The organism is Bacillus sp. 01N45, assembly GCF_056399205.1.
The window spans coordinates 225,402-237,597 of sequence record NZ_JBFTQW010000004.1 but is presented as its reverse complement, the minus strand read 5'-3'; the positions used below and the strand labels follow the sequence as shown (position 1 = coordinate 237,597).

General features: G+C 34.9%; 14 protein-coding genes. 10 read left to right on the top strand and 4 right to left on the bottom strand.

Features of this window, described 5'->3' with window-relative positions; translation table 11 throughout:
• Positions 1-45 precede the first annotated feature (45 nt).
• Together AC1DMU_RS11760 and AC1DMU_RS11755 are read left to right on the top strand one after the other, a co-directional pair.
• The gene (locus AC1DMU_RS11760) at positions 46-756 is read left to right on the top strand and encodes a histidine phosphatase family protein (protein ID WP_088064114.1); all 711 of its coding nucleotides are present in this window, start codon (positions 46-48) and stop codon (positions 754-756) included.
• A 322-nt stretch (positions 757-1,078) separates the two neighbouring features.
• On the top strand, positions 1,079-1,336 hold the full coding sequence (locus AC1DMU_RS11755; RefSeq protein ID WP_088064113.1) for a hypothetical protein: 258 nt from the start codon (positions 1,079-1,081) through the stop codon (positions 1,334-1,336).
• A 111-nt stretch (positions 1,337-1,447) separates the two neighbouring features.
• Here the strand turns inward: AC1DMU_RS11755 and AC1DMU_RS11750 are convergent, their stop codons facing one another.
• Entirely contained in the window at positions 1,448-2,413 is a 966-nt protein-coding gene (locus tag AC1DMU_RS11750; RefSeq protein ID WP_088064112.1) for a quinone oxidoreductase family protein, read from the bottom strand.
• Between the two features lie 123 nt (positions 2,414-2,536).
• Between AC1DMU_RS11750 and AC1DMU_RS11745 the strand changes: the two genes are divergently transcribed.
• The 3 genes from AC1DMU_RS11745 (at position 2,537) to AC1DMU_RS11735 (ending at position 4,736) form a co-directional block, all read left to right on the top strand.
• On the top strand, positions 2,537-3,430 hold the full coding sequence (locus AC1DMU_RS11745) for a LysR family transcriptional regulator (protein ID WP_088064111.1): 894 nt from the start codon (positions 2,537-2,539) through the stop codon (positions 3,428-3,430).
• Between the two features lie 300 nt (positions 3,431-3,730).
• On the top strand, positions 3,731-4,243 hold the full coding sequence (locus tag AC1DMU_RS11740; RefSeq protein ID WP_088064110.1) for a DUF2690 domain-containing protein: 513 nt from the start codon (positions 3,731-3,733) through the stop codon (positions 4,241-4,243).
• 16 nt (positions 4,244-4,259) lie between these two features.
• A complete protein-coding gene (locus tag AC1DMU_RS11735; RefSeq protein WP_476941504.1) occupies positions 4,260-4,736 on the top strand; it encodes a DUF2690 domain-containing protein in 477 nt (158 codons plus the stop codon).
• Positions 4,737-4,844: 108 nt separating this feature from the next.
• On the opposite strand, the gene AC1DMU_RS11730 is transcribed toward AC1DMU_RS11735, so the two are convergent.
• Together AC1DMU_RS11730 and AC1DMU_RS11725 are read right to left on the bottom strand one after the other, a co-directional pair.
• Positions 4,845-5,381 carry a GNAT family N-acetyltransferase gene (locus tag AC1DMU_RS11730; RefSeq protein ID WP_060487833.1) on the bottom strand — a complete coding sequence of 179 codons (537 nt, stop codon included), beginning with the start codon at positions 5,379-5,381 and terminating at the stop codon, positions 4,845-4,847.
• Between the two features lie 204 nt (positions 5,382-5,585).
• Positions 5,586-6,074, bottom strand: a complete 489-nt coding sequence (locus AC1DMU_RS11725; RefSeq protein WP_060487832.1) for a DinB family protein — start codon at positions 6,072-6,074, stop codon at positions 5,586-5,588.
• 184 nt (positions 6,075-6,258) lie between these two features.
• Between AC1DMU_RS11725 and AC1DMU_RS11720 the strand changes: the two genes are divergently transcribed.
• On the top strand, positions 6,259-6,735 hold the full coding sequence (locus tag AC1DMU_RS11720) for a DinB family protein (RefSeq protein WP_002009359.1): 477 nt from the start codon (positions 6,259-6,261) through the stop codon (positions 6,733-6,735).
• 218 nt (positions 6,736-6,953) lie between these two features.
• A complete protein-coding gene (locus AC1DMU_RS11715; RefSeq protein ID WP_142291790.1) occupies positions 6,954-7,991 on the top strand; it encodes a DUF4003 domain-containing protein in 1,038 nt (345 codons plus the stop codon).
• An 84-nt stretch (positions 7,992-8,075) separates the two neighbouring features.
• Here the strand turns inward: AC1DMU_RS11715 and AC1DMU_RS11710 are convergent, their stop codons facing one another.
• Positions 8,076-8,840: a DUF817 domain-containing protein gene (locus AC1DMU_RS11710; protein ID WP_088064108.1), complete on the bottom strand. Its 765-nt coding sequence runs from the start codon at positions 8,838-8,840 to the stop codon at positions 8,076-8,078.
• A gap of 275 nt (positions 8,841-9,115) precedes the next feature.
• Here AC1DMU_RS11710 and AC1DMU_RS11705 point away from each other — a divergent pair, with 275 nt between their 5' ends.
• From AC1DMU_RS11705 to AC1DMU_RS11695, 3 genes are read left to right on the top strand one after another with little or no spacing between them, the layout of a single operon-like run.
• Positions 9,116-10,150, top strand: a complete 1,035-nt coding sequence (locus AC1DMU_RS11705) for a FecCD family ABC transporter permease (RefSeq protein WP_088064107.1) — start codon at positions 9,116-9,118, stop codon at positions 10,148-10,150.
• On the top strand, positions 10,151-11,167 hold the full coding sequence (locus AC1DMU_RS11700) for a FecCD family ABC transporter permease (protein WP_088064106.1): 1,017 nt from the start codon (positions 10,151-10,153) through the stop codon (positions 11,165-11,167). It abuts the gene before it with no gap.
• A 21-nt stretch (positions 11,168-11,188) separates the two neighbouring features.
• Positions 11,189-12,097, top strand: a complete 909-nt coding sequence (locus AC1DMU_RS11695; RefSeq protein WP_060487827.1) for an iron-hydroxamate ABC transporter substrate-binding protein — start codon at positions 11,189-11,191, stop codon at positions 12,095-12,097.
• Positions 12,098-12,196: the final 99 nt, after the last annotated feature.

The window sequence follows — 12,196 nt, the reverse complement described above, 5'->3', positions numbered from 1 at the left end:
TTAAGATGGTAAAATTGATATAGAAATGTAAAGGGAGAGAAAAGAATGAAGAATCGAGATACAGATAGCAATGAGAATGTAGTTACGTTATATGCTACAAGACACGGTAAAACAATATTAAATACGAATCATCGCGCGCAAGGTTGGGCAGACTCTCCGTTAGTAGAAAAAGGTGTGGAAGTTGCCTCTAATTTAGGAACGGGATTAAAAGATGTTCATTTTATGAGTGCATATAGTAGTGATAGTGGCCGAGCGATTGAAACTGCTAATTTAGTATTAAAATATAGTGAGCAATCAAAGTTAAAACTTGAGAAAAGAAAAAAATTACGAGAATTAAATTTTGGTATTTTTGAAGGTGAAAAACTTGAAAATATGTGGGATGTAGTTGGAAAAGCTGCAGGTGTTGCATCACCAGAAGAACTTATGAAGTTTTCTATTCAAGAAGTGATTAATCTTATTAGAGCAGCAGACCCTACGAAACAGGCGGAAGATTGGGAATTATTTTCTACTCGTATAAAAGAAGAGATTGATAAAATTAGTGAAGAATCTGCTGCAAATGGTGGCGGTAACGTTTTAGTTGTTGTTCATGGGCTTTTGATTACTACATTAATCGAAATGTTAGACAGTAGTAAAACAAAACTTGGGGTGGAAAATGCTAGTGTGACGAAGATTGTATATCAAGACGGAACATACACAGTCGAGTCGGTTGGAGATATGAGCTATGTTGCAAAAGGGAAAGAAAGTGTGGAAATATAAAAATAAGAAAAGGAAGATAGAGAAATCTAGCTTCCTTTTTATTTTTCAGTATATCATTCATTAATTTTTAAACGGAATATTCTGTTTAAAACAAACTATGAAAATTATTGTAATGGTATAATTAGAGAGTAGGAACAACAAATTAGTTTGCAGTGTATTGGAGGGACATTAGTCTAGCCTTACATTTCATCTCGGAATGTAAAGTAAGTATACGAGAAATAAAACAAAGTAAGGAATGTGTGAATATGGGTGGTACATGGTATGTGATGTATGTTCAGTTATAAGAAGAAAAGAATATTAACAATTATATGGAGAAGTGATTATGTTGATTAAATTCGTTCATTTGTTATTTGGAAAACCGTGTGAAAAAGGTGATTCGTTCCAAACTAAGTTTCCACGTTTTATTTATTGGAGTGCAGTTGTATTTTATTTTTTTGGAATGCTATTATTTGGGATTTTTTCTTTTATTGATACTGTATTTATTGGATCGTTGATATCAGGAGGTTTGTTCTTTCCTTTAATATTTAGATTCGTTTATTATATAAACTTAAAAATGAGGGGCCTAGAAAGAGAAGCCTAGACAGAAAAAATATAAATAACAGGGTTATTGAAAAGAAGCGAAATTGAACATAAATGACATTTAAAAAGGAAGCAAAGAAATACATTCTAGCTTCCTTTTTTATTGGAACGATTATGGGATTAATAAAATCTTCCCTGTACTTTTTCTGCTCTCTAATAATTCATGAGCACGGGCACCATCTTGTAAGGGGAATGTAGTAGGGCTCGTAATGTTTAATTTGCCAGTAGCGATCCAATCAAATAATTGAGTAGATCGCTTTTTACGTTCTTCATACGTAGTAAGTACATTCCAAAGATCTCCGCCAGTTAAAGTTTTTGAAGTATCCATAAGCATACGCGGATCAACGGGCGCAGGATTACCACCGGCCATTCCGTAAAATACGACAGTACCACCAGTTTTAGTTGCGCTAAAACTTTCTTCTAATGTAGAACCTACTGATTCATATACAACATTTACTCCATCACCGTTTGTTGTTTCAAGTACTTTCGCAGGCCATGCTTCAGTATATAAAAATACGTGATCAGCACCAGCTAATGTAGCTATCTGTGCTTTTCCTTTTGATGACGTTAGGCCGATCACTTTTCCGCCTAGTAGTTTAATGATTTGAATAAGTAGTTGCCCAACACCACCAGCTGCAGCGTGTACTAAAGCTATATCACCTTGTTTTATTTGATAGCTATCTTTCGTTAAATAATGTGCCGTTAGACCTTGCAATATGACAGAAGCGGCTGTTTCAAAAGAGATAGAATCTGGAAGGTTAATTGCTTTCTCCGATGGAACGGCAACTAGTTCTGCATTTGCAAATGGAACGTCAGCAAATGAAATACGATCTCCAGGATTAATATTAGTAACGTCAGCTCCTACTTTTTCAACAATACCAGCGCCTTCATAACCTAATATATAAGGCGGATTGCCAGCGAGATGATAATCACCGCGGCGTCTATAAATATCGGCGAAATTTAATCCGATTGCTTTCGTACGGACAAGAATTTCATTTGGATTTATGATTGGATCATGTATTTCTTTATATTGTAGTACATCCGGACTTCCAAATTGTTCGAAACAAAGTACTTTCATATGGAATACCTCCATTTTTATTGTTTGTCGATGCTCTTTATCATACAATACAAATATCGATAGACAAAGAGGATTATTTCGATGAAATCAATCGGAAATATCGATTTAAAAGAGGGACGATAAATGGAGATAAAACAATTAATTACATTTAAAGTGGCGGCAGATAGTTTGAACTTTACACAAACTGCGAAGAAATTAAACTTTGCTCAATCGAGCGTAACGGCGCAAATTAAAACGTTAGAAGCTGAGCTAGGTACGCCGTTATTTGAAAGATTAGGAAAACGTCTTTTTTTAACTGAAGCAGGTAGGAAGTTTCAACTATATGCGGACAAGATGATTGCACTCAGCAACGAAGCGAAAATGGCTGTGAAAGATGATGAGGAAATAGCAGGTACGTTAATAATCGGAGCGCAAGAGAGTCAATGTACATATAGGCTCCCATCTATATTAAAGAGGTTTAAAGCACAATTTCCTCAAATAAAGCTTATATTTAAACCTGCGCATTCCAATAAAGATGCGAAGGAACAATTGATGGAAGGGAAAGTCGATCTTGCATTTATTTTGGACGAATGTAAAACAGAAGATGCTTTACATGTGGAGCCGCTTATGAAAGAAGAATTAAAAATAGTAGCTGCTTCAGGGCATCGTTTACTTGAACAACGTTTCATTACTACAAAAGATTTAGAAAGTGAGACACTTTTACTAACGGAGCTTGGTTGCTCGTATCGAACTTTATTTGAAGAGCTATTTCGTACAGAAGAGGTGTATCCAGCAAATAAGATTGAGTTCGTTAGTGTAGAGGCAATTAAACAATGTGTTATTGCAGATTTAGGAATAGCCGTTTTACCAGCGATAGTAGTAGAAAAAGATATAAGAGAAGGGACGATAAAAGAGTTACATGTAGAAAATGCAATCTCAGCGATTTATACACAAATTGCTTGGCATAAAGATAAATGGATGACAGCGCCGCTGCAGCAATTTATTGATGTGACGAGGGAGTTTTTTACGACGGATTAAGTGGAGAAATATTTGATTTATATAAAAGAAAAAATGACAATTTTGTATAAAGAACCGATGCTTGAGTGAAATAAGTATCGGTTCTTTTATGTTTTAAATAGGGATGCAATAAAATGTGTATTTCTCAACTTTTTTTCTTAGACGGATAAGTAAATTTCTTCGTATATTCCAATAACTATAAGGGAATTTACAACGTTTATTCGTTTCTGTAAGATGCCTCTAGGAAGCATGAAAGGAGGGCTTACATAGGGGATAGATTGTCTTTATGATACGTACTTATTTTGAAGGAGGAGATTTACAATGTTTAAAAAGTTAATGAAAGTATGTGTATTAAGTGTGGCAAGTATAGGTGTATTATTTAGTTTTCAAGGAAGTACATTTGCAGCTACTGATTTAAGTAGTTACTATGACGGAAAAAATCCGGCTACAACAAAAGTATACGGAGGCAGTACAACATGTGATGCAGATGGATTTAATGCAAAGTCTACAGCGGTGTATGAGGGTAGTAAAAAAGTAGGGACAGTGTATTTACGTTACAGTAATAAATGTCACGCAGCATGGTCTAAGCTTGTTTTAGATCAACCAGCACCTTCCGTTTCTGGAGGGATATATGCTTACGCTGTTATTAATAAATATAAAAACGGTGTATTCCAAAAATCAGTAGATTCTAATAATGGTAATGGAGCAATTAAAACAGGTCAAACGAGTACGTATACAGGAATGGTATTTGATTTAACTGCGGATTTTGGTTATACAGCTGATGCTGAAGCCGTTACAATTAATAACGGTTACGGGAAAACTGGACGCTATTAAAAAGGAGTGGAGTGCTATGAAACTTTTAAAAAAGCTGAGCGCATGTTTTTGTCTATCTTTTCTCGTTTTAACTAGTGTGTTTAGTACGACGAATAATGATAAAGCATATGCAGAAGATCATTCGTATGATGGGAAAAGTCCGTATTACAATAGTTGTGATCAATCAGCAGTAACGAAAGAAAAGAAGTGGATTGATTCCAATTCTTATGTGGAATTAAAATTTAGCACAACGTGTAAGACAGCATGGGCAAAAGTTACAGTAACTCGTGCAGCAGTATATAATAACGAAGCTGATGCAAGGATTGTTAGAAAAACAGATGGAAAGGCATACACTTGCGGGAGTGCTGGAGGAAATGGTGTTGTGAATAAAGGGCAAACATCATGCTATACGYCAATGGTATATGATTTAGATCCAAGGAAGGCACAAGCGCAAGGGAAACATGCCATTCCGAATAGTGATGCATATAATTATGCGGAGACAATTTGGTATTAATATAACACATGAGTTAAGAGTTGTTATTTGATATAAAAATGAAAGAGCCTTACTGCATTTTATTGTGGTAAGGTTCTTTCAAGTTGTTAATAGTTTAAGAACAGTTATTTACAATGACATATCTTTATAATCACTTTCAAGTATTGCCATAATAATTTCATCCGAGTATGTATCGTTATAAAATAAAGATTGACGTAGGGTTCCTTCTTTTACAAAACCAACCTTTGCATAAGCTCTAATCCCGCGTAAATTATGACTAAATACTTCTAACTGTAAACGATTTAATATGAGTTGTTCAAAAACAAATCTTAAAACGATTTTAATAGCTTCAGTTCCATATCCTTGTCCTGTTAACGCTATTGAAAGCAATGATATTCGGAACCCTGCTCTTTTGTTCTCCTCATCGATATCTAAAATCGACAACTCTCCAATCATTTCGTCAGTGCTTTTTAAACAAATAGCGAAATCATAGCGACTTGAATCATTATTTATATGATCTATGTGTGTCTTAATTTGCTCCAATGAAAAAGTAGACTTGGTTCCAGTCATATATCTTATTTCATCATCCATTGTACTTTCTAATATAATAGGCGCATCTAGCTGACAAAGAGGCCTTAAATAAATTCTTTCACTCTCTAATCTCATTATAAATTTCTCCTTAAGGTTGATGATAGAGTATATAAATATTTTCGATCTACATGGAAGAAGAGTTTTGTTTTTTGTATTGTTTGAAAAGTATGAGTCTTAATTTTATGTTACATGAATTTTATAATGATATGGTATACCTAAAACAAATGATAAAAGTTTTATACACAACAAAATATATCAACAAGTTTTTTTATAATCGAATTAACTAAGGTCTGTATCAGGAGGATTGTATCCAAGGTGACGAGCCATTGATACAATTTGTCCTTTATGATGAAACTCATGTGTCTCTGTATGAGTTAAAAGCCATAGCGGAGTTGTACTCCAAGGTTCTTTTTGCCATTTTACTTCATTTGCTATATTTTCGAGCCAGCGGTCATTGTATTCATCTAAAAAACGTTGTACAGTCTCGTCTACTAACTTAAATCTAGCACGGACTTTTGCGATATCTGCATGCTCAATTTCATAATCACTAGCAAATGAAAAATCTGCTCGCTTTTGCTTGAATGCGAATGATCCAAGCCAGTATCGATAGCAATCGGCTACATGAATATGCGTCTTTATAATGCTACCGCTCCCGAAATTTGGAACAGTACTATGTAATTTTTCTAGTGGGATTTCTTCCAAAAACGAAAATAGAGTTTCTCTTGTAGAGCTAATAAGATTATATTGTTGTTTTAAAACATGTAACATGTAATTGACACTCCTCTATTATTTACTAAACTAACTTTGTAGTAAGTAATTCTATATTTATTAGGGATGAACCTTTTAAATATTTTGACTAAGCATATTAGATGTTTTTCTTAATCGTTTCTGATAGATTAAACAAGGTAAAACTTTAATGTGTTGAACATTCTTAGTTCATAATAAATGGTACATGAAGAAGGGGAACGATCAAATGAATAGACTAGTTGGCTTAAAACAATTTGAAATAACGCGTGGGGAATTGCTTAAATTTATGGAGACGCTAGACGATAAAACTGTGGATACGCAGCCAGAAGGTTTTAACAATACAATTCGCTGGCATATCGGTCATGTGTTAACGGCAGCAGAAGTTTTCATGTTTGGAAAAGAATTCAAACAATTACCAACTGAATATCCAGGTATGTTTGGGTATGGATCAAGACCGTCTAAATGGAAAACAGAAGGACCATCGTTAGAAGTGTTAACGGCTCAATTAAAAGAACAAGCAAAACGTATTAACGAAATTCCAGCAGAAGCATTTGAAAATAAACTGCCAGAGCCATTCCTAGGATTGGAAACAGTAGGGGAGCTTTACGGTATGATGCTTTATCATGAAGCTGATCATATTGGACAAATGAAGGCGATGGAACGTATTATTAAGGCTCTTTAGTTGTAATTGCATGTAAAAAACGAAATTACACCTGTATTGTGAAATAATATAACGACAAAAAGGATAGATAATTTATTATCTATCCTTTTTGTCGTTGAGCTTAAAGAATTATGAACGCTTGCCATCGTGATACTGATAAAGTAGGTATAGTTATTATATTTGTTTTACATAATAGAAAAATATTGAAGGAAATACAGAATTAAGGTTGCAAAAGCCGTATGAAATATAAGTATAATAATAGAGAAGAAATAGAAGTAGGGGTGAATACTATGATTACATTAGAACAAAAGTTGGAGCAATACACACATACATATGGACAATTAAAGGGAGAGCTAAAATGGAAAACGAGTGATTCTCGAACAGGAATGATGATTGCTGCTATGTATACAGGTAGTGATAAATTGTTTGACCTTGGACGTTTTTTAGAAATTAGTAGTTATATTAAGAATCAGGTAGGGATGTTTTCATACTTGAAGTCTTATCATCGCTTTGTGGTGGCCGCAACTTTAGATATTCACTTTACAGATTATAAGAAAGCTTTTCGGAAGTTTTTAGATTTATACGAACAATTGGTTGCTGGTGGTTTTAGCCGAAGTATATTTACTTATCTCGCAGCAGGTGTGCTTTTAACAGAAGAAAATGAACAACATGGCACGCACATTCAGCGTTCGATGCAAGTATATAAACGTATGAAAGAGGATCATCTTTTTCTTACAGGTACAAATGATTATCCGCTCGCAGTTTTACTAGCAGGACAATTAGAGAATGTAGAAACACTTATGGACCGAGTGGAACGTCTGTATCAGAAACTAGCGAAAGCTGGTTTGCGTAAAGGGAATGATCTTCAGTTTTTAAGTCACATTCTTTCGCTAAAGAAGGATGTCCGTGAAGAAATGTTAGTTGCAACATGTACAAACATATGGAAGTTGTTAAAACAAGAAAAGGTAAAAGTGAAACAGATGCATTATCCAGCAATCGGGCTACTAGCATTACTTGAGGATGGAGAAAAAGAGATTCATTCTATTAAAGCATTGATTGAAAAATTGCAGGGGGAGAAATTATTCCGTTGGCATACAGATGCGAATATTCTTATTGCTATTCAACTGTTCGTAAGTCAGAAAGGTGAGGAAAGTAAAACTACCAACACAGGTTTACAAACAATGATAGAAGTCCTGATACAGGCACAACAGGCAGCTATGATGGCAACGATTGCTGCTTCATCTGCAGCAACATCTTCTGCTAGTAGTAGCTCATAATGTGTAACTCCTTTAATAAGGAAGGTAAAAAAGCCCATCACTCTCTAATGAGTGATGGGCTAACTATTTTTTACATAATCAGCATTATCTTTTTGACTCCTTCAAATGTTTGAGTTGTGTAACAATTATAATGCTAATAACAACGAGTAAAAACCATGAGCTAATTTTACTTAAGTGAACGAGATTCCATGCTTCCCGTTGATTTGGATATTGCCATGCTCCGAAAAATGTTGCGATGTTTTCCGCAATCCAAATGAAGAACCCGATAAGGAAAAATGAAAGAACGAGTGGCATTTTATATGTAACGCCTCGTAATGAAAATTCCACAAATGTCCGAAAGAAAACGATGAATAATAGTAAAGTTAATACCCATCTAAAGTCATATAGAAAATGATGTGTGAAAAAATTAAAGTAAATCATTGCTCCTAGAGGTATTGCAAAAATAGCCCTTGGCCAATGATGCATTTGTAAATGCAATCTTCTCCACGCTTGGCATATGTAACTGGCGACACTTGCATACATAAAACCACTGTAAAGTGGAACTCCAAAAATTTTTGAATACGCCTCTTCCGGATAACTCCACGAACCGAAATGTACTTTATATATTTCTAGTAAAAGCCCGATAAGGTGAAAAACAGTAATTACTTTTAGTTCGTCTTTTGTTTCAAGTCCAGTTTTGTACATAATCCACTGCATAAGAAGACATACGATGAGTATGAAATCATAGCGGTATAACCCTGGGATAGAAATGATTTTTGATAGGGCTAGTGTTAAGAAAATAACGACTGGGAATAAACAGGATAATGCTTGCTCGTAAGTGAAGTGTAGTAGTTGTTTTATATAGAACATTGTGTCACCTTCGATGTTTTTGTTGGAAAACTCAAAATAATGACTAAGTATACTACAATTTAAAAAATAAGCCAGTAGTTTATTTTTCATGTATTTGTAAGTTTTAGAAAGGAATTGTAATAAGTATTTTAATATTTAACGAAGTAAAAAAATAGTTTGCTATTTAAAAAAAGTGGGGATATAATATCTAAATGAAAATGATAATTATTATCAGTAATGATTATAAATTAAAAATAATTATAAAAAACAACTGCATATAAAGGATGAAATGAAACATGTTACATAAGTTTGCTGTACATGCTGGCAATAATCGCTGGATACATATTAAGTTCATATGTTTCATGAGCTTAACAATTTTATGTTTAATCGGATCTATATTTTTAGCTATTGCATTCGGTGCAAAGGATATCCATTTGCAAACCGTATGGGCAGCGGTTTTTGATTATAATCCGAAATTAACGCAGCACCAAATTATTTATGAATTAAGGCTCCCAAGGGTAATTGGCGCAGCAGTTGTAGGAGCAGCTTTTGCAGTCGCTGGTGCTGTAATGCAAGGGGTAACACGAAATCCTTTAGCTGATGCAGGTGTGCTTGGTATAAATGCAGGTGCGATGTTTGTAGTAGCACTTAGTTTTGCCTTTTTCCCGCATATGCCGTATTCCTATTTAATGATTGTTTCCTTTATTGGAGCGGTTTTAAGTACAGTACTCATTTTTATTATCGGATCAGCAACATCAGGCGGATTAACACCAATGAGGTTAACGATTGCAGGGGCAGTTATGGCCGCACTTTTGCATTCGTTAAGTTCAGGTGTCGCGATTTATTATGACTTAAGTCAAGATTTAGCTTTTTGGTACGCTGGTGGTGTTGCAGGCGTTAAGTGGGAACACTTGAAATTTCTAGTTCCTATTATTCTCATAACAATTCTTTTTGCTACAGTGATAGGGCGGTCTATTTCACTCATATCAATGGGGGATGACGTCGCTATAAATCTAGGAGTAAAAACGAACCGAACGAGAATACTAGGGATGATTATAGTAGTCATTCTTGCCGGTGTATCTGTTTCAGCTGTTGGTTCCATTGGATTTGTAGGACTTGTTATTCCGCACATCGCTAGAAAATTAGTTGGTGTGAATTATCGGCTTATTATTCCTATGTCAGCATTATTAGGAGCTATGTTATTAGTTTTAGCTGATTTAGGAGCAAGAACAGTAAATCCTCCTAAAGAACTTGCGATAGGGATTATGGTAGCTCTTGTTGGAGTTCCGTTCTTCCTCTATATAGCACGTAAAGTTGGGAGTGAGCTATAAGTGAAGAATCTTTTTAACACAGATAAAAAGAGGGCTATTACTGTAACTACAATTTTCGGATGTATAAGTATCGCTGTAGTTTTGATTAGCTTAAATACAGGTACACTGAGTATTGCACCATTCAAAGTAATTCAAACGCTTTTTGGCTATGGTGATTTTGAGAGTGCAACCGTGCTATACGATTATCGTATGCCAAGAATTATAATTACAATGTTAGCTGGTATTGGCCTTGGGATTTCCGGTGCGATTTTGCAAGGGTTATCACGTAATGCACTTGCAGACCCTGGTATTTTAGGATTACATTCAGGTGCATCTTTCGGGCTAATTATATTCGTTACTTTCTTTCATTCTATTGATGAGAATGCATCGATTTTAATACCGTTATTTACATTTGGCGGGGGAGTACTAGCTGCATTTTTAATTATTATACTTGCGAGTGATCGATCAAAAGGTTTACTTCCTATTAGAATTATTCTCGTTGGTATTGCTGTTTCAGCTGGCTTTAGTGCGATTTCGTTATTTTTCTCCCTCAAGTTAAATGATGAGACGTATACATTCGCTTCTAGATGGTTAGTTGGTAACGTGTGGGGAAGGGATTGGATTCATGTCCTTGCATTATTACCTTGGATTTTCATACTAACCCCGTATGCATGGCTAAAATCTAAAACGTTAAATGCATTGTCACTAGGTGATAGTGTGGCAGCAGGACTTGGTGTTTCTGTTCAAAAAGAACGGTTACTCCTTTTAGCTACAGCGGTTGGATTATCTTGCGCGAGTGTATCGATGGCAGGAGGGATTGGTTTTATCGGTTTAGTTGCTCCGCATATTGCAAGAAAGTTAGTAGGTACTACGTATCAACATTTCCTTCCACTAGCTGGCATTATCGGAATGATTGTTTTAGTACTAGCAGATACGATAGGTCGTTCTATATTCGAGCCAAATTCTATTCCAGCTGGTGTAGTAGTGGCAGCTTTAGGAGCACCGTATTTTCTTTATTTACTTACAAAAACAAAATAAATACTTCAAAGAGGAGAACATATGAAAAAGAAACTTACTATTTTATTTAGCATGATGTGTATTTTAGTATTAGCAGCATGTGGTCAAACGAAATCTAATGAAGAGGCAACGAAAAAAACGGAAAAAAGTAATGAGCCGAAAATCGCTTCTATGTCCATTCATTTAACGAATAATTTACTGGCATTAGGAATTACACCTGTAGGCTCCGTTATTGGTGGAGATTTAAAAGATTTCTTACCGCATGCAAAAGAGCAGTTGAAAGATACGAAGAAACTTGGTGTTGTAACGGATCCGAATATGGAAGCATTACTTCAATTGAAGCCAACTGACATTTATGTGGATGAAAAATACGCGGGCAAAGATTTAGCGAAATACGAAAAAATTGCAAAAACACATTCTTTCAATTTAGATGAAGGTACGTGGAGAGATCAGTTAAAACAGGTTGGTAAACTTGTAAACCGTGAGAAAGAAGCGGATACATATATTCAAGATTACGAAGAGCAATCAAAACGAGTAAAAAGTTTAATAGATAAAGAATTAGGTAATAACGAAAAAGTAATGGCAATTCGTGTTACTGCAAAAGAATTACGTGTATTTAGTACGAAAAGACCGATGGGACCAATTTTATTCCAAGACTTAGGATTACAACCTGCAAATGGTGTAGAGAAAATTGATGGAAATCGTCCTTTCGAAGTCATTTCACAAGAAGTATTACCTGACTTTGATGCAGATGCTATTTTCGTTGTTGTAAATAGAGACGATAAGGCAAAAGCTGCATTTAAACAACTTCAAGAAACACCAATTTGGAAAGACTTAAAAGCTGTTAAAGGAAAGCACGTATACATTATTAATGACCAACCATGGCTTGACTATTCTGCTTTAGGTAACAAGATGGCAATGGATGAAGCAGAGAAAATGTTTACGAAATAATATCGATTCGTCGTTAGGAAGATCCTCTAAATTTTGAGGGTCTTTTATTATTGTTAGAATAAATGAAAAATTATACAATGAATGTAATTTAATGTAGAG